This is a genomic window from Formosa sp. S-31, from assembly GCF_051172795.1.
In the GTDB taxonomy this organism is placed as follows: Bacteria; Bacteroidota; Bacteroidia; order Flavobacteriales; family Flavobacteriaceae; genus Formosa.
The window spans coordinates 166,261-182,236 of sequence record NZ_JAENDK010000009.1 but is presented as its reverse complement, the minus strand read 5'-3'; the positions used below and the strand labels follow the sequence as shown (position 1 = coordinate 182,236).

Genomic DNA, 15,976 nt, shown 5'->3' with positions numbered 1-15,976 from the left:
CTTCTAATATAAATGCTATATTTGGAGTAATAGAACGCGATTTATGAACGATACACTTATACTATTTTCTACGGCTTTAGTTTCTGCTGGAATAGGGGCAGGGCTGGGCGTTATAATGTCTCGCTTGAAAGCTAAGGGCGAGTTAGCACGGTTGGAGGAACGCAATTTGCAACTACAGGAGCAATTTAACCATTTTAAAACCTATACTGATTCGGAAAATGAAAAGCAGAATACCATTTTTAACCAGCAATTAGATAAGCTTCAGAAAGAACTGTTGAAAATAGAAGGGGATCGGGATGCTATAAGACGGGAAAAGGAGTTTTTAAATGAAGCCTTTACACGTAAGTCTACAGAATTTCAAAATTTACAGGAGCAGCATGTACAACGCGATAAAGATCTGGTAAAACAACAGGAGCAACTACGCAGGGACTTTGAATTACTGGCGAATAAAATTCTTGAGGAAAAATCGGAAAAGTTTACCCTTCAGAATAAGGAAAATCTAAAGCATATTTTATCTCCGTTACACGAAAAAATTCAGGGGTTCGAAAAACGTGTGGAAGATTCTCAAAAAGAAAATATAAGTATGCACTCGGCTTTGAAGGAGCAGCTTTTGGGGCTTCGAGATCTTAATTTACAAATGACTAAAGAGGCGACTAATTTAACGCGTGCTTTAAAAGGAGATAGTAAAATGCAGGGGAACTGGGGCGAATTGGTTCTGGAACGTGTTCTGGAAAAATCCGGGTTGGAAAAAGACAGGGAATATTTTGTTCAGCAGCATTTTACACGCGAAGACGGTACGCGTGTGTTACCCGATGTGGTTCTCCATTTACCGGATAACAAAAGAATGATTATTGATTCCAAGGTTTCTCTGGTAGATTACGAACGTTTTGTAAATGCCGAAAATGAAGAGCGTGCTTTGTATTTAAAGGCTCATGTTAATTCTATTCGCAGGCATGTCGACCAATTGTCGGCTAAAAATTATCAGGATTTATACGATATGGATTCTCCTGATTTTGTATTGCTTTTTATCCCTATAGAACCCGCTTTTGCCGTGGCAGTAAATGAAGATAACACACTGTATAACCGGGCTTTCGAAAAGAATATTGTTATCGTTACACCAGCAACCTTATTGGCAACTTTGCGCACTATTGATACGATGTGGAATAATGAAAAGCAACAGAGGAATGCTTTGGAAATTGCCAGACAAGCAGGAGCGCTGTACGATAAGTTTGAAGGCTTACTTAAAGATTTGACAGGAGTTGGTAAAAAGCTCGACGATGCTAAAAAAGATTATAGTTCGGCCATGAATAAACTTGTAGATGGAAGAGGGAATTTAATATCCAGTGTTGAAAAATTAAAAATAATGGGAGCTAAAGCTAAAAAGGCCTTACCGGAAGTGGTTTTAAAACGCGCAGAGCTAGAAGAGGAATAAATGTTTTGAATATTAATAAAAAAAAAGCTGCTAATTTTTTAGCAGCTTTTTTTATTGTTTATAAGTTAAAAGACATCAAAGTCGTCCATTTCCGGCGTTGGTTTTTCGTATTCTTCATGATGGACTTTTTCGTGCGTAAACAGGTTTGCAACAATTATAATAAAGCCCAGCATTAATAATGTAATGACTACAAAATTATCCAGAATTTTAAGAAGTCCGGATATTGTGAATCCAAAAGACACAACAACAGTTAAATAAAAAGACGTTTTGTCTGATATCATTTTTAGGGTCTTTATTATACTCCGGTGTAATTAGATGGAGTAATAGCTTTTAATTCTGATTTTATAGTTTCAGATACATCTAAGGTATCAATAAAATTAGAAATAGACAATTGATTTATTTTTTCGTTTGTTCGGGTTAAGCCTTTTAAGGTTTCGTAAGGGTTAGGGTAACCTTCTCGTCTTAAAATGGTTTGAATTGCTTCGGCAACAACCGCCCAGTTGTTTTCTAAATCTTCAGCAAACTTGTCTTTGTTTAAAAGTAACTTGTTAAGACCTTTTAAAGTTGATTGGAATCCGATTAGAGTATGACCAAAAGGAACGCCGACATTTCTTAAAACGGTACTGTCTGTTAAATCACGTTGCAGTCTTGAAATAGGTAACTTTGCCGCTAAATGTTCAAAAATAGCATTGGCAATACCTAAATTCCCTTCACTGTTTTCAAAATCGATAGGATTTACTTTATGCGGCATAGCAGAACTTCCTACTTCTCCGGCTTTAATTTTTTGTTTAAAGTAATCCATAGATACATAGGTCCAGATATCTCGGTCAAGGTCAATTAAAATCGTGTTAATACGCTTTAAATTGTCGAATAAGGCCGCCATATGGTCGTAGTGTTCAATCTGAGTCGTAGGGAAAGAGTGGTGTAAGCCTAAAATATCCTGTACAAACGTGCGTCCGAAAATTTTCCAGTCGATATGTTTAAATGCCAGATGGTGAGCATTAAAGTTACCCGTTGCACCACCAAATTTAGCAGCATGCGGTACTGTTTTTAATGTTTCAATCTGCTGATTTAAACGAACAACAAATACTTCAATCTCTTTGCCTAAACGGGTAGGAGATGCCGGCTGACCATGTGTTCTTGCAAGCATAGAAACGTCTGACCATTCTACAGCCAAATCTTTAAGTTTTTCTAAAACGCTGTTGAATTCCGGTAAGTATACATCGTTAAGGGCTTCCTTAATACTTAAAGGAATTGCCGTATTATTGATATCCTGAGAGGTTAATCCGAAATGGATAAACTCTTTGTATTGTGATATATTTAAAGTATCGAATTTTTCTTTTATAAAATATTCTACAGCTTTAACATCGTGATTAGTCACTTTCTCTATATCTTTAATCGCTAAGGCATCTTCAGAAGTGAAGTTTTTATATATAGCTCTTAAAGCATCAAATTTTGTAGTGTCGAAATCTTTTAATTGCTCTAAAGGCACCTGGCAAAGTGCAATAAAGTATTCAATTTCAACCTGTATTCTGTATTTAATTAAGGCTTCTTCAGAAAAATAAGCCGACAATGATTGGGTTTTACTTCCGTAACGACCATCGATTGGAGATATCGCATTAAGTGGTGTTAATGACATGTTTTTTTGTGTTGTTTTTTAAAAGTGCGAAGATAATCTTTTTAGATAGAAGACAGAAATTCACAGTATAAGAAAAGCTATAATAAATTAAATAATTAGCTAAATTAGAACTCTAACTACTAAACTACGATTATGAAATCTTTTTACATCTTTGTATTTTTATTTTTTTCACTACTTGTTGGTCATGCTCAAGTATACAAAAAGGCTGAACCGTATACCCATACGTATTCCATTGTTGCCAGAGATTCTGTTACGGGCAACATGGCAGTTGCCGTACAAAGTCATTGGTTTAGCGTGGGGAGTGTGGTTATTTATGGTCAGGCTGGTGTGGGAGTTGTAGCTACTCAGGCGCTGGTGAATCCTAGTTACGGGCCTAATGGGTTGAAGCTTATGTCAGAAGGTAAAAGTCCTAAGGCTGCATTAGAAGAATTATTGACAGAAGATGAAGGTCAAATGTACAGACAGGTGGCTTTTTTAAATGGAAATGGTGATGTGGCTGCACATACCGGGGATTTATGTATTGGAGAAGCGGGTCATTATGTGGGGAAGAATTTTTCTGTGCAGGCTAATATGATGCTTAAAAATACAGTCTGGAAGGCTATGGCCAAAGCCTATGAAACGACAAAAGGCGATTTAAGTACCCGTATTATTGCAGCCATGAAAGCGGCTGAAGCAGAAAAAGGAGATATTCGAGGAAGCCAGTCGGCAGCAATAAAAATAGTAAAGGCTGAAAGTACAGGAAATTCGTGGGAAGATACTGTTATGGATTTAAGAGTGGAAGATCATGAAAATCCGGTGGCAGAACTGGAACGCTTAATTGGTATTCAGAAAGCTTACGATTTTATGAATAAGGGTGATGTAGCCATGGAAAAAGGAGATTCTAAACTTGCAGAAGAACTGTATTTAAGTGCTCAAAAATTATATCCGGATAATATTGAAATGCAATACTGGTATGGTATTAATTTGCTGAATAATAAAGAATTTGATCGTGCGCATAAGGTGTTAAAACCAATTTTTAAAAAGGATAATAACTGGAAAATATTAACCGGACGTTTAATGGATAGTAAATTGCTAAGTATTTCAGACGAAGAGCTTAAAAAAGTTATGTCGTGGTAATGGCTTTTAAAATGTGTCGGGCCCGGGCTTTAAAACCTGCACTTCCTTGTTGAAAATCGCGTTGTAAAATAGTAGCTAATTCGGGGTGAATCCAGGAGTATTCTTTACCCAGTAAGAAAAGTGTTTGCATGCTATAGGCTTTGGGGGCTGTTTTATTATCATTTATCATATAGTCGAAACATAGTTCTATAATCCGTTCTTTGTGTTCAGATTTTAGATGTGTTTTGACTTCGGGATCTGAGCTGATATAAAATGCCTTGGTTAGATATTCGCAAATTTTCGCTATAGATCGTACTGCCGAATCAAAATGGACTGTTGGCATTTTTAGAGTAAAATAATCGAGATAGGGGAGTAATATATTCAGGTTTTCACCGCAAGCAACTTCCAGAATCCATGCTGCCTTGGAGGATAAAGCGTCGTCAACTTTTAAAATAAGTTCCAAAAGAACAGGCGTTAATTCAGGTTGATTTAAAATCTGTTGGGCAAACTTCAATCTTGAAGCCTTGGTACTGTCTACATAATTTAATTGATCGTAGAGCTGTTCAGTAGTCACTTTATTTTCCTATTTTAGTTTATAAAAATAATAAAAATGAAAATTCTAAAGAAAATCGGATGGCTTTTGCTAATTGTTTTTGTAATTGCTCAATTTTTCGGACCGCAGAAAAACGAAGGTGATTTAACCTCAATAAAGGTGTTTGAAGCTGATACAAATCCTCCGGAAAATGTAAGTGTAATTTTAAAGGAAAGTTGTTACGATTGCCATAGTGACTATACACGATATCCATGGTATAGTAATATTACGCCGGTTAATTACTGGATGGCAGAACATGTTGAAGATGGTAAAAAACATTTTAATGTGTCTAAATGGGATGCTTATTCTGTAAAACGCAAGGACCACAAAATTGAAGAGTTAATAGAGATGGTAGAAGATAGAAGTATGCCTTTAGAATCGTATACCTGGGCTCATAGCGAGGCCAAATTGTCTGACGCCGATATAGAATCGGTTAAAGAGTGGGCACAGAATTTACGTATAAAATACAGTTTGATACCTAAAGCGGAGTAGATGAAATTATCGGTTTTAATAATTGGGTTTGTTTGGCCCGAGCCCAGGTCTTCTGCGGCAGGGAGCCGAATGATGCAATTAATAGAAGCCTTTCAGTCACAAGACTATAAAATTACTTTTGTGAGTGCCAGTTCCAGAGGAGCACAGGCTGTAGGTCTTGAGACTTTAGGAATAGCCACGGAAACTGTAAAAATTAATGATAGTAGTTTCGATGAATTTTTAAAATATCTTCAGCCAGATATTGTTATGTTCGATCGGTTTATGACCGAGGAACAGTTTGGCTGGCGGGTTTCCGAACATTGCCCAAAAGCGCTGAAACTATTAGATACTGAAGATCTGCATAGTTTAAGAAAAGGCAGACAACAGGCTTATAAACTCAAGACTGAATTCAATAACACCTTTTTGTTTAACGAAGTGGCTAAAAGGGAAATAGCCAGTATTTATCGCTGCGATTTAACTTTAATAATTTCTGAAGCAGAAATGACGCTTTTAGCCGAAACATTTAAAGTGCCAGCTGATTTATTACTGTATTTGCCATTTATGCTCCAACCTCTTACGGAGACAGACCAAAAGGCTAATCCCAATTATGCTTCGCGATCTCATTTTATAACTATAGGTAATTTTTTACATGAACCCAATTATCAGTCTGTTTTACATTTAAAGCAGATTATCTGGCCGGAGATAAGAAAGGCTTTACCAAAAGCAGAAGTGCATGTCTACGGCGCTTATGCGAGCCAGAAAGTAAATCAATTGCATCAACCTAAAGATGGCTTTTTAATTATGGGATTTGCAGAAAGCGTGGATGACGTGATGAAACAGGCCAGAGTATGTCTTGCTCCACTGGTATTTGGAGCAGGCCTAAAAGGAAAACTTGTTGATGCCATGAAAAGCGGAACGCCCTGTGCTATGTCTTCTATAGCTTCCGAAGGTATGTTTGGAACGATGCCAGCCAATGGTTTTATAGAAGATGAGCCTGTTTCATTTTCAAGGCAGGCTGTAGATTTATATAATTCACAATCTGTATGGGAAACATCTCAGAATCAGGGGTATGCGGTTTATAACAGTCGTTTTAATGAAAATATATTTAAATCGTTGTTTTTGAATTCAATTTCTAATCTTTTAGAGCATTTAGAAGCGCATAGATTATCTAATTTTACAGGGGCTATGTTACAGCATCATAGCCTACAAAGCACTAAGTTTATGTCGCGTTGGATAGAAGAAAAAAATAAACAGCTTAGTAATTAAGGCCTATGGAATGGACCTCCGTTTTGCAAATATTATACATTGTCGTAGTCGCATTAGTTTGTTTGCGTGTAATTTACGATACGCACCATATTACCAAAACGTTGTCGTATCTGCTATTGGTTATTTTCATTCCGGTATTAGGCATTATTTTCTATTTTTCGTTTGGAATGAATTATAGAAACACAAAAATCTATAGTAAAAAACTCTTTAATAATATCAAATTTGAACGACAGCTAGCCATTCAGCTTCAGCAATATGCGAAAGAAATAATACGGAGTAAAGGAGAGATTTTAGAGTCTAATAAAAAGCTAGTTCGGTTGTTGTTTCAGGAAATTTCTAGTCCGCTTACCAATAAAAACGAAGTGGATTTATTGATAAATGGTGAGTCTAAATTTCCTGAAGTCTATAAAGCCATAGCTTCAGCAAAGCATCATATCCATCTGGAATACTATATTTTTACCGATGATGTTGTTGGAAGAAAAATAGAGGAGTTATTAATTAAAAAGGCTCAGGAAGGTGTTAAAGTCCGTTTTATGTACGACGATTACGGGAGTAGTTCAATTCGTAAAAGTCTGGTAATGCGTTTGCGCAATGCGGGCATAGAAGCCTTCCCGTTTTATAAAGTTAAACTGATTTATCTGGCCAACAGAATGAATTACAGAAATCACCGAAAGATTATTGTAATTGACGGTCGAGTGGGGTTTGTAGGAGGAATTAATGTTTGCGATAAATATATAAACTCTATAGATACAGAACCTTTTTCATATTGGCGCGATACGCATTTAAAAATTCACGGACCGGCAATCTGGTATTTGCAGTATTTGTTTTTGTGCGACTGGAATTTCTGCGCTAATTGCGAGATAGAACCTACAAAGGAGCTTTTTCCTGAACTGGAAACTTATGAAACTAAAGCAAATGTCGCGGTGCAGATTGCAGCTAGTGGACCCGATTCTAAAACCCCCACGATCTTGTATGCATTGCTTCAGGCTATTAGTTTAGCAGAACGCGAAATCTTAATTACTACACCTTATTTTATTCCAAACGAAAGTATTATGGATGCCTTGTGTATTGCAGCTTTAAGTGGGGTAAAGGTGAAATTGCTGGTACCCAGAACTTCCGATTCTAAATTGGTTAATGCAGCTGCAAGTTCGTATTACGAAGAATTAATGCATTCGGGAGTTTCAATTTACAGATACACGAAAGGGTTTGTGCATGCGAAAACTATGACGATTGATGATGAGATTGCCATAGTAGGGTCGGCGAATATGGATTTAAGAAGTTTCGATTTAAATTTTGAAGTGAATGCCATTGTTTACGATAAGGGTATAAATGAAAAGCTTCGGGACGCCTTTTACAACGACTTAAATGATGCCGATGAAATTATTCTGGAGCGTTGGAAAAACCGTTCCTGGTATCACGAACTCACTGAAAAACTGGCACGTTTATGGTCACCTTTACTCTAAGTTTATTCCTTTTTTAAATTCTTAATCCGGCTGAATAAAGTAGGATGAGAGTAATGCATAAACACATAAGCCGGGTGTGGTGTTAAATTACTTAGACTGTGTTTTGAAAGTTTTTTTAGCGAAGTAATTAAATCGTTCGCATTATAGGTTTTCTTAGCATAATCGTCTGCTTGATATTCGAATTTTCTAGAAAACACATTCATTATAAGGCCTGTAATTTCACTTATTGGACTATATAATAATCCAAAAGCAATTAAGCCTACATGAAAACTCGGCGTTGATACACCTATGGCCTGAGATAGGACAGGCTCAGCAATACATAGTGATAAAATATATAGAGTAACTCCAGTTAGCACAACTGAAGCAACTAAATTAAAAATGATGTGCTTCTTTTTGTAATGTCCCACTTCGTGAGCCAGTACCGCTACAATTTCTTCTTCACTTAAATCGTTTACCAATGTGTCGTATAAGGTAACACGTTTCTCACTTCCAAACCCGGAAAAATAGGCATTCGCCTTAGTGCTGCGTTTAGAACCATCAATTATAAAAATATTATCCAGTTTAAAACCAACTGTTTTGGCATAAGCAGAAATTTTATCTCTTAAACTTCCTTGTTCTAAAGAGGTTTGTTTATTAAATAAAGGCACAATTAATTTGGCGTAAAACATATTTATAGCTACACTAAACACAGCAATAAGTGCCCAGGCGTAAATCCAGAACTGAGCTCCGGTAATAGTGTAAAACCAGATAATTAATGATAATAGTCCACCACCTAAAATTGCAGCCATAACCCAGCCTTTAATTTTATCAGTAAAGAATGTGGCCTTTGTCGTTTTGTTAAACCCGAATTGTTCTTCGATTACAAATGTTTTGTAGTATGAAAAAGGGGTAGTCAGGATATCGCTGGCGAACATGATTACGCCAAAGAATATTAACGCAACGATAATAGGGTTACTACTGAATTGTCTTGAAAATGTGTCAATGATATTAAATCCGTCGCACCATAAAAAGACCAGAGTAATTATAAATGAAAAGCTTGAACTTAAAATTCCGAATTTATAGTTAGTGCTTTTATAAGCTTGCGATTTTTTATACTCTTCGGCATCGTAAACATCCTGTAATTCCTTTGGCAAGGTATCGTTATAGTGCCTGGCATTTAAAGCATCCAGAACTTTATCAACAATAAAGCTGATACTTAAAATCGCAATTATAATATAAAAAAGGGTAGTGGAAGTCATAATAGAATATTTAAGGGGTAGGACAGGTAAAATTACGCAAATTGCCGCTGGCGTTTCGCTTCAAAAACCAATATACCCGCTGCAACAGATACATTCATAGAATCTATTTCGCCCCCCATGGGGATGATAATATTTTGGGTAGCCTCGTCTAACCAGTCTGCGCTCAAACCTGTGGCTTCTGTGCCAACAACCAAGGCCGTAGCTCCTGTAAAATCTATAGTGTGATAAGGTTTGGATGCCTGTAGCGCTGCGCAATATATATTTATGCCTTTCGATTTTAAAAAGGCGATAATCTCTTTAGTTGACCCTGTAGCAACCTGATTGGTAAACACGCAACCTACACTGGATCGAATAATATTTGGGTTGTATAAATCCGTTTTAGGATTGGCAATAATAAAAGCATCAACATTTGCAGCATCGGCAGTACGGAGTAAGGCCCCAATGTTTCCTGGTTTTTCGGGTGCTTCAGCAATCAAAATTAAAGGATTGGAAGTACTAAATTCTAATTGCTCTAAACTGTTTGTTTTAGTTTGTGCTACTGCCAGAATGCCTTCGGTAGTTTTACGATAGGCCAGCTTTTGGTAAACGTCTTTGGAAATTTCAATGAGGTCGGCAGTAGAAGGGGCTAAAAATGAAAAATCATTCTGGTTGAATACTTCCGGACAATATAAAACGGTGTTTATGTTGTAGTTTCCCTTTATAGCCAGAGTAATTTCACGCTGGCCTTCAATTAAAAAAGTGCCCGATTTTCTACGTTCGCGCGATTTTTCCTTTAATTGAAATAAGTGTTTTATTAAGGGGTTTTGTAAACTGCTGATGTGTTTTTCCATGTCGCAAAAATAATGCAAATTTTTATAGGAGCTATGTCGTAGGTATAAATTGCTTAGGCCGGAAACTTTTGAAAATAATTTACTAATAAGGCTACAACATAACTATAACTCTCCATACCATCGGCCTGGTTATTGGCTTGTAAATACGAGTTGTAAGTGAGTTTGAAAACAGGTTCCAAAGGGTTTTGATAACTTTCCCAGAACAGTCTGGTTTCTTCGTAATTTTTTAAAACACCAGGGTTTACATTAACAACAGTGTTTTCGAAAAGTAGGGGGTCCCGCTTGTAAATTTCGTTTAAGCAATGTCTTAGGCCAAAGGCGTATCCGGAATATTTAAGGTATAAATTATCGTTGTTAATACTCGCGAGGCAACCTATAAAATTGGCTTCATTTTCAGCAGCATATCCTAGTTGATGCGCTATTTCATGGGCGGTTGTGGTTGGAAATTTGTAAGAGGGAATTAGATAATCTACCTGAGCTTCGTTGGTTAAAGGATTTAAATATCCGCTAAACCCCATGTAGGTTAAAGGCACACTAAATAATGACAACTTAATACTTCGAGGCGGATAGTTTAAATGCGGGAATTGTTTTTTAAGATTGCGATACCCTGCTACTGATTTCTTCATGATTTCAGTTTTACTAAAAGGAATATCAACTTTAAGAGTATCGTTTTTTGTAAGCTGGAGCTGAAGGCTGTTGGTTTTTGAAATTAGAATCCGGGTAACATCCAATAATTGTTCTGTGGTATAATCGGCTTCTAAATTTAAATTCCGGTGTAGCGGAAGTCGATAGTAATTCATACCCCAAAACAGATGAAAAGCAAAATAAATTACAGTTACGGCAGCAAGAATGTCTGTCAGCCAGTTTTTGGTATCTGTTACAATTCGTTTTCTGTTTATATACAACCAGCGCAGAATGTAAATAATACTAAAGGCATACATTAAATCTCCAAAAGAGAACGGTAACCAGCCTAAAGCAAACCGGAACATTTTAGAAATATAGGGGTACATACCATGACTATAAACCTGTTCTACAAGTTCAGGATATCCGGAGATGTATTTAATCAGGCCGTAAAGCGGAAGTAGGGCAAGGGCCAGGTATGTTTTTGGGTTTTTACGCATAACTCAAAAATAGGTAAATGTTTGTAATAGCTAGTTGCGAATACCTACCTTTGTGCAACAATTTAAACCGATATTATGAATTCAGAAATAAGAGTACTGGAACCCAAAGCACTTTGGAATAAATTTGCAGACTTAAATGCTGTGCCAAGAGCTTCTAAAAAAGAGGAAGAAGTAATAGTCTTTATGAAAGATTTTGGAACGTCTTTAGGTCTGGAAACCGTGGTAGATGAAGTTGGAAATGTAATTATACGAAAGCCGGCAACTCCGGGAATGGAAGATCGTAAACCTATAGTTATGCAATCGCATCTGGATATGGTGCATCAAAAAAATAATGATACCGTTTTTGATTTTGCGACTCAGGGTATTGAAATGTATGTCGATGGGGACTGGGTACGAGCAAAAGGAACGACTTTAGGAGCCGATAATGGTCTGGGCGTGGCTACAATAATGGCGATTTTAGAAAGCGATAGTATTGTGCATCCGGAGCTTGAGGCCTTATTTACTATTGATGAGGAAACTGGAATGACCGGAGCTCAGGGGTTAAAAGGTGGTTTGCTTAAAGGTGAAATTCTTTTAAACCTGGATACCGAAGAAGACGATGAAATAGGAGTAGGTTGCGCCGGAGGTGTAGATGTTACTGCCACACGCTCGTATGCAGAAGAAGAAACACCAGAATTTAAAATTGGGTATAAAATTACTGTTAAAGGTCTTCAGGGCGGACATTCAGGAATGGATATTCACAAAGGTCTGGGCAATGCAAATAAAATTCTAAACCGTATTTTATTCGATGGTTTTGAAAATTTTGGTTTACGTATTTCTGAAATAGATGGCGGAAGCTTACGAAATGCAATTCCTAGAGAAAGTAAAGCTATAGTGGCTATAGATGCCATACATAAAGAGGCATTTGAATTAGAGATAGCACAGGTAAGCGAGGTTATTAAGGAAGAATTAAAAACCATGGAACCAGGCTTAAATATTGTGTTGGAAGCCATAGATACTCCTGAGAAGATTATGGATTTAGGGGTTCAGGAAGGTTTTACAAGAGCTTTATATGCCGCTGTAAATGGTGTGTATCGTATGAGTGCCGATATTCCGGATTTGGTGGAGACTTCTAACAATATTGCACGAGTGGAATTAAAAGACGGACAAATTAAGGTGGCCTGTTTAACACGATCTTCGGTAGACAGCTCTAAATGGGATCTAGCAAATACCTTAAGAGCAACTTTTGAATTAACAGGTTGCGAAGTGGAGTTTTCAGGTGATTATCCGGGATGGACACCAAATATGGAGTCTTCAATCTTAAAGGTTCTGGATGAAACTTATGAAAAATTAAACGGTGTCAAGGCACATGTAGCTGCTTGTCATGCTGGATTGGAATGTGGTATTTTAGGATCTAATTATCCGGATATGGAAATGATTAGTTTTGGACCTACTATTAAAGGAGCACATTCTCCAGATGAACGCGCCAGTATTTCGTCAACTCAAAAATACTGGAATTTTGTACTTGAAATTTTAAAGTCTATCCCTGTGAAATAGGATACATTAATGGATAAAAAAAGCCGCTTAAATTTTAATTAAGCGGCTTTTTTATTGGGTGTTGCGTTATTCTTTTATAGCTACAATTTCTAAATCAAAAATAAGCGGTGTATTAGGTTTAATTACCGGAGGCGCTCCTCTTTCACCGTAAGCTAATGCAGAAGGAATATATACACGAGCTTTATCTCCAACATTCATGTTAAGCATGGCTTCTCTGAATCCAGGAATTAAACTGGCTGTTTCGTTATAAATCATAGGAAAAGGTTCGTAACCACCCTGCTGATCGCGTTGTGGATTGTAAACCCCATAGGTTTTAGCAATTTCCACATCGTTCGAATCGAATAAAGACCCGTCTTCCAGATATCCTGCATAACCAATAAGCACGAAATCTTCGGCAGTAGGTTTAACGCCAGTTCCTTCGCTTATCATTGCCATACCTAAACCTGAAGGGAAGTTCTTAACCTTCGCTCTTAAGGCTTTGTCGCCTTCTAAAAATTCAGCTTTAGCGGCGTTTAATTTTTCTTCAGCTTCTTTTTTCTGTTTTTCAATTTCAGCAAAACTGTTTAAGAAAATTTTATTGGCATCAAATTTCTTGGCTTCAGCACCTTTTCTTATAATGTTTACTTCATTAATAACAACATCTTCCAGAGGCTTGTTTCTGGCGTCTCCTTTAACATTTGAAATAGTATCCTGAACGGCTAAACCTTCAACTACTTCTCCAAAAACCGTGTGTCTGTTATCCAGATGTGGTGTTGGAACTTCGGTGATAAAAAACTGACTTCCGTTGGTGTTTGGTCCGGAGTTAGCCATTGATAAAATTCCAGGTTTATCGTGTTTTAATTCGTCGTTAAACTCGTCGTTAAATTTGTATCCAGGGCTACCTGTTCCAGTGCCTGTTGGGTCACCACCCTGAATCATGAACTTGTCTATTACACGGTGAAAAATAGTTCCGTTATAGAATTTTTTAGATTTGTACATACTGTCTACCATAGTATTTGTTCCTTCGGCTAAAGAAACAAAGTTAGCTACGGTTACCGGTACTTTTTGGTATTCTAAATTGACTACCATGGTACCTTTGTTAGTAACTATTTCGGCATACATCCCGTCTGGTAAATCGGGATATTTTTCATTACACGCCGTAAAACTTAACAGAATTGTAAGTAGGAATAACTTCATTGTTTGTTTTAAAAATGTCATATGATTATAATTAATTTTCGGTTATTGAATGTACTGTGACTTTACAGATTAAGGGGATGTTAGTGCCTATTTTATTTTCATCGCCGTAATAGCCATAGGCTTTTGATGAAGGAAATAGAAAGGTTACGGTTTCGCCTGCCTTCATCAGTTTCAGGCCTTCTCGTAATCCGGTAAATAATTCCTGCTGATCCATTACATAGCGATCAGGTTTGGTTTCCGACTCCGAATAGATCTGGATACCACTCAGGGATTTTACATCGTAATCGAACACAACAATATCGCCATAATCCGGTTTTGGTAAGCTGTCGGATGCTATTTGTTTGTTGTAAGTGTACCAAAAGCCACTTTGAGAGGCCAGATATTTTTGGTTCGGATTCTTATCGATTATATTTTGAAATTGCTCTTTTTCAGCTTGAAATAAAGTTGCGTTTCGCGCTATAGATTCGTCTATAAACGACCCGCCTTTAACAGAAATTGGTCGTCTGGCTTCGGGAGATTTACAGGCAAATAGACTGCTAATAATCAGACCACCTAAAAGAATTTTTCTCATGAGGTTAATTCATTTTTATGGTTAGGTAAGATACTAATAAATTTTTCAATTGTATCATCTAACGATAAATCGCTTTTTCCGCCGGCAGCGTTGGTATGTCCGCCTCCTTCAAAATAGTGTCGCGAAAATTCATTTACAGAGAAATCACCTTTCGAGCGCAAAGAGATTTTAATAATATTTTCCTGTTTGTGTTCAATGAAAATCGCGGCAAAAATTATGTTGTTTAAAGATAAACCATAGTTTACAAAGCCTTCAGTATCTCCTTTTTTAAAGTTGAATTTATTTAATTCGTCCTGCGAAAGCGTAATATATGCTGTCCTGTATTCTGGTATAACTTTTAAATTACTCAAGGCACAGCCCAGTAACTGAAGTTTTTCGTAAGAATTGGTGTCGTAAATGTTATTGTGAATTTGGGCATTACTGGCACCGTGTTCTATAAGTTTACCTATAATGTAATGGGTCTGGCTGGTTGTTGATGCATATCGGAACGATCCGGTGTCGGTCATAATTCCTGTATATAAACAGGTGGCAATGTCCTTGGTTATTAAATTTAAATCGCCCAGCATGGCAATAAAATTATAAACCATTTCACAGGTAGAACTCATAGACACATCCGAATACATATACTTCGCATAATCGTCCGGTTGTTGATGGTGGTCTATCATGATTTTTATTGCGGCAGATTTTGAAATGTCCTGTCCTAAAAGACCAACACGGTGTAAGGCATTAAAGTCTAAAGTAAAAATGATTTCGGCATTAGCCAGGTGCTCTTCGCAAATATCTGTATTACTCTCAAAATTAAGAACAGTATCATCTCCAGGTAACCATTTTAAAAAGTCAGGATAATCGTTTGGAGACATTACCACAACCTCGTGATTATAGTGTTTAAGGTAATGATACAAACCTAAACTGGATCCCATGGCATCGCCATCGGGATTTTTATGAGGTACAATTACTATACGTTTTGGAGCGCTTAAAAGTGTCTTAATACTGCTTATTTCTGTTCCTGTCATAGGCGGCGAAGATACAATTTTTTAATATTGGAATATGAGGTATTTGTAAAGAAATGCATTACTTTTGCAGCAAATTTAAAAAACAAATGGCAACAAATAGAACATTTACAATGCTTAAGCCAGATGCGGTTGAAAAAGGACACATTGGCGCAATCTTAGAAAAAATTAACGCTTCAGGATTTAGAATCGTAGCTATGAAATTAACTCAAATGACTAAGGCAGATGCTGAAGCATTTTATGCAATTCACAGCGAACGTCCGTTTTTTGGAGAGTTAGTAGAATATATGACTCGCGGACCAATAGTAGCTGCAATTTTAGAAAAAGAAAATGCAGTTGCAGACTTTAGAACTTTAATCGGAGCAACTAATCCGGCTGATGCTGCAGAAGGTACTATTCGTAAAATGTTCGCTGATTCTATCAGTGAAAACGCTGTTCACGGAAGTGATAGCGATGAGAATGCTGCTATAGAAGGTGCATTCCATTTTTCAGGTAGAGAAATGTTTTAATTTTATCATTCTTTATAATATGAAGCC

General features: G+C 36.9%; 16 protein-coding genes. 7 read left to right on the top strand and 9 right to left on the bottom strand.

All coding sequences use genetic code 11. The features are described 5' to 3' along the window. The first annotated feature begins 43 nt into the window (after positions 1 to 43). On the top strand, positions 44 to 1,432 hold the full coding sequence (rmuC, locus tag I3217_RS14520; RefSeq protein ID WP_435050499.1) for a DNA recombination protein RmuC: 1,389 nt from the start codon (positions 44 to 46) through the stop codon (positions 1,430 to 1,432). Between the two features lie 65 nt (positions 1,433 to 1,497). Here rmuC and I3217_RS14515 read toward each other — a convergent pair whose 3' ends face one another. Beyond that, positions 1,498 to 1,713 (bottom strand): hypothetical protein, encoded by a 216-nt coding sequence (locus I3217_RS14515; protein WP_435050498.1) that lies wholly within the window; start codon positions 1,711 to 1,713, stop codon positions 1,498 to 1,500. Between the two features lie 14 nt (positions 1,714 to 1,727). After that, positions 1,728 to 3,071 (bottom strand): adenylosuccinate lyase, encoded by a 1,344-nt coding sequence (gene purB / locus I3217_RS14510; RefSeq protein WP_435050497.1) that lies wholly within the window; start codon positions 3,069 to 3,071, stop codon positions 1,728 to 1,730. Between the two features lie 132 nt (positions 3,072 to 3,203). On the opposite strand from purB, the gene I3217_RS14505 reads away from it, so the two are divergent. Beyond that, positions 3,204 to 4,187: a DUF1028 domain-containing protein gene (locus I3217_RS14505; protein WP_435050496.1), complete on the top strand. Its 984-nt coding sequence runs from the start codon at positions 3,204 to 3,206 to the stop codon at positions 4,185 to 4,187. Here the strand turns inward: I3217_RS14505 and I3217_RS14500 are convergent. After that, positions 4,174 to 4,740, bottom strand: a complete 567-nt coding sequence (locus tag I3217_RS14500; protein WP_435050495.1) for an adenylosuccinate lyase — start codon at positions 4,738 to 4,740, stop codon at positions 4,174 to 4,176. The two genes, I3217_RS14505 and I3217_RS14500, sit on opposite strands and share 14 nt — an antisense overlap. A gap of 36 nt (positions 4,741 to 4,776) precedes the next feature. Here I3217_RS14500 and I3217_RS14495 point away from each other — a divergent pair, with 36 nt between their 5' ends. From I3217_RS14495 to cls, 3 genes are read left to right on the top strand one after another with little or no spacing between them, the layout of a single operon-like run. Next, positions 4,777 to 5,250 (top strand): heme-binding domain-containing protein, encoded by a 474-nt coding sequence (locus I3217_RS14495; RefSeq protein ID WP_435050494.1) that lies wholly within the window; start codon positions 4,777 to 4,779, stop codon positions 5,248 to 5,250. After that, positions 5,251 to 6,495, top strand: coding sequence for a glycosyltransferase family 4 protein (locus I3217_RS14490; protein ID WP_435050493.1), 1,245 nt, complete (start codon positions 5,251 to 5,253; stop codon positions 6,493 to 6,495). Between the two features lie 5 nt (positions 6,496 to 6,500). Further along, a complete protein-coding gene (cls, locus tag I3217_RS14485; RefSeq protein WP_435050492.1) occupies positions 6,501 to 7,958 on the top strand; it encodes a cardiolipin synthase in 1,458 nt (485 codons plus the stop codon). A 2-nt stretch (positions 7,959 to 7,960) separates the two neighbouring features. Here cls and I3217_RS14480 read toward each other — a convergent pair whose 3' ends face one another. The 3 genes from I3217_RS14480 to I3217_RS14470 are packed head-to-tail and all read right to left on the bottom strand — an operon-like array spanning position 7,961 to position 11,147. Next, positions 7,961 to 9,196, bottom strand: a complete 1,236-nt coding sequence (locus tag I3217_RS14480; RefSeq protein WP_435050491.1) for a M48 family metallopeptidase — start codon at positions 9,194 to 9,196, stop codon at positions 7,961 to 7,963. 32 nt (positions 9,197 to 9,228) lie between these two features. After that, on the bottom strand, positions 9,229 to 10,026 hold the full coding sequence (locus I3217_RS14475) for a TrmH family RNA methyltransferase (RefSeq protein WP_435050490.1): 798 nt from the start codon (positions 10,024 to 10,026) through the stop codon (positions 9,229 to 9,231). Positions 10,027 to 10,079: 53 nt separating this feature from the next. Further along, positions 10,080 to 11,147 (bottom strand): DUF3810 domain-containing protein, encoded by a 1,068-nt coding sequence (locus I3217_RS14470; protein ID WP_435050489.1) that lies wholly within the window; start codon positions 11,145 to 11,147, stop codon positions 10,080 to 10,082. Positions 11,148 to 11,222: 75 nt separating this feature from the next. On the opposite strand from I3217_RS14470, the gene I3217_RS14465 reads away from it, so the two are divergent. After that, positions 11,223 to 12,683, top strand: coding sequence for an aminoacyl-histidine dipeptidase (locus tag I3217_RS14465; RefSeq protein WP_435050488.1), 1,461 nt, complete (start codon positions 11,223 to 11,225; stop codon positions 12,681 to 12,683). A 66-nt stretch (positions 12,684 to 12,749) separates the two neighbouring features. Here the strand turns inward: I3217_RS14465 and I3217_RS14460 are convergent, their stop codons facing one another. From I3217_RS14460 to I3217_RS14450, 3 genes are read right to left on the bottom strand one after another with little or no spacing between them, the layout of a single operon-like run. Further along, positions 12,750 to 13,859: a peptidylprolyl isomerase gene (locus tag I3217_RS14460; RefSeq protein WP_435050487.1), complete on the bottom strand. Its 1,110-nt coding sequence runs from the start codon at positions 13,857 to 13,859 to the stop codon at positions 12,750 to 12,752. 31 nt (positions 13,860 to 13,890) lie between these two features. After that, the gene (gldI, locus tag I3217_RS14455) at positions 13,891 to 14,430 is read right to left on the bottom strand and encodes a gliding motility-associated peptidyl-prolyl isomerase GldI (RefSeq protein ID WP_435050486.1); all 540 of its coding nucleotides are present in this window, start codon (positions 14,428 to 14,430) and stop codon (positions 13,891 to 13,893) included. Beyond that, the gene (locus I3217_RS14450) at positions 14,427 to 15,443 is read right to left on the bottom strand and encodes a DHH family phosphoesterase (protein WP_435050485.1); all 1,017 of its coding nucleotides are present in this window, start codon (positions 15,441 to 15,443) and stop codon (positions 14,427 to 14,429) included. Before I3217_RS14450 ends, gldI begins: the two co-directional genes overlap by 4 nt. Positions 15,444 to 15,529: 86 nt before the next feature. Between I3217_RS14450 and I3217_RS14445 the strand changes: the two genes are divergently transcribed. Next, positions 15,530 to 15,949, top strand: a complete 420-nt coding sequence (locus I3217_RS14445) for a nucleoside-diphosphate kinase (RefSeq protein ID WP_435050484.1) — start codon at positions 15,530 to 15,532, stop codon at positions 15,947 to 15,949. The last annotated feature ends 27 nt before the right edge of the window (positions 15,950 to 15,976 follow it).

Bases quoted from the DNA above. Each gene is read 5' to 3' on its own strand.
- I3217_RS14475 (WP_435050490.1), bottom strand. From the start codon at position 10,026: ATGGAAAAACACATCAGCAGTTTACAAAACCCCTTAATAAAACACTTA.
- I3217_RS14495 (WP_435050494.1), top strand. From the start codon at position 4,777: ATGAAAATTCTAAAGAAAATCGGATGGCTTTTGCTAATTGTTTTTGTA.
- purB (WP_435050497.1), bottom strand. From the start codon at position 3,071: ATGTCATTAACACCACTTAATGCGATATCTCCAATCGATGGTCGTTAC.
- I3217_RS14505 (WP_435050496.1), top strand. From the start codon at position 3,204: ATGAAATCTTTTTACATCTTTGTATTTTTATTTTTTTCACTACTTGTT.
- cls (WP_435050492.1), top strand. From the start codon at position 6,501: ATGGAATGGACCTCCGTTTTGCAAATATTATACATTGTCGTAGTCGCA.
- I3217_RS14445 (WP_435050484.1), top strand. From the start codon at position 15,530: ATGGCAACAAATAGAACATTTACAATGCTTAAGCCAGATGCGGTTGAA.
- I3217_RS14515 (WP_435050498.1), bottom strand. From the start codon at position 1,713: ATGATATCAGACAAAACGTCTTTTTATTTAACTGTTGTTGTGTCTTTT.
- I3217_RS14480 (WP_435050491.1), bottom strand. From the start codon at position 9,196: ATGACTTCCACTACCCTTTTTTATATTATAATTGCGATTTTAAGTATC.
- I3217_RS14490 (WP_435050493.1), top strand. From the start codon at position 5,251: ATGAAATTATCGGTTTTAATAATTGGGTTTGTTTGGCCCGAGCCCAGG.
- I3217_RS14460 (WP_435050487.1), bottom strand. From the start codon at position 13,859: ATGAAGTTATTCCTACTTACAATTCTGTTAAGTTTTACGGCGTGTAAT.
- gldI (WP_435050486.1), bottom strand. From the start codon at position 14,430: ATGAGAAAAATTCTTTTAGGTGGTCTGATTATTAGCAGTCTATTTGCC.
- I3217_RS14465 (WP_435050488.1), top strand. From the start codon at position 11,223: ATGAATTCAGAAATAAGAGTACTGGAACCCAAAGCACTTTGGAATAAA.
- I3217_RS14450 (WP_435050485.1), bottom strand. From the start codon at position 15,443: ATGACAGGAACAGAAATAAGCAGTATTAAGACACTTTTAAGCGCTCCA.
- rmuC (WP_435050499.1), top strand. From the start codon at position 44: ATGAACGATACACTTATACTATTTTCTACGGCTTTAGTTTCTGCTGGA.
- I3217_RS14470 (WP_435050489.1), bottom strand. From the start codon at position 11,147: ATGCGTAAAAACCCAAAAACATACCTGGCCCTTGCCCTACTTCCGCTT.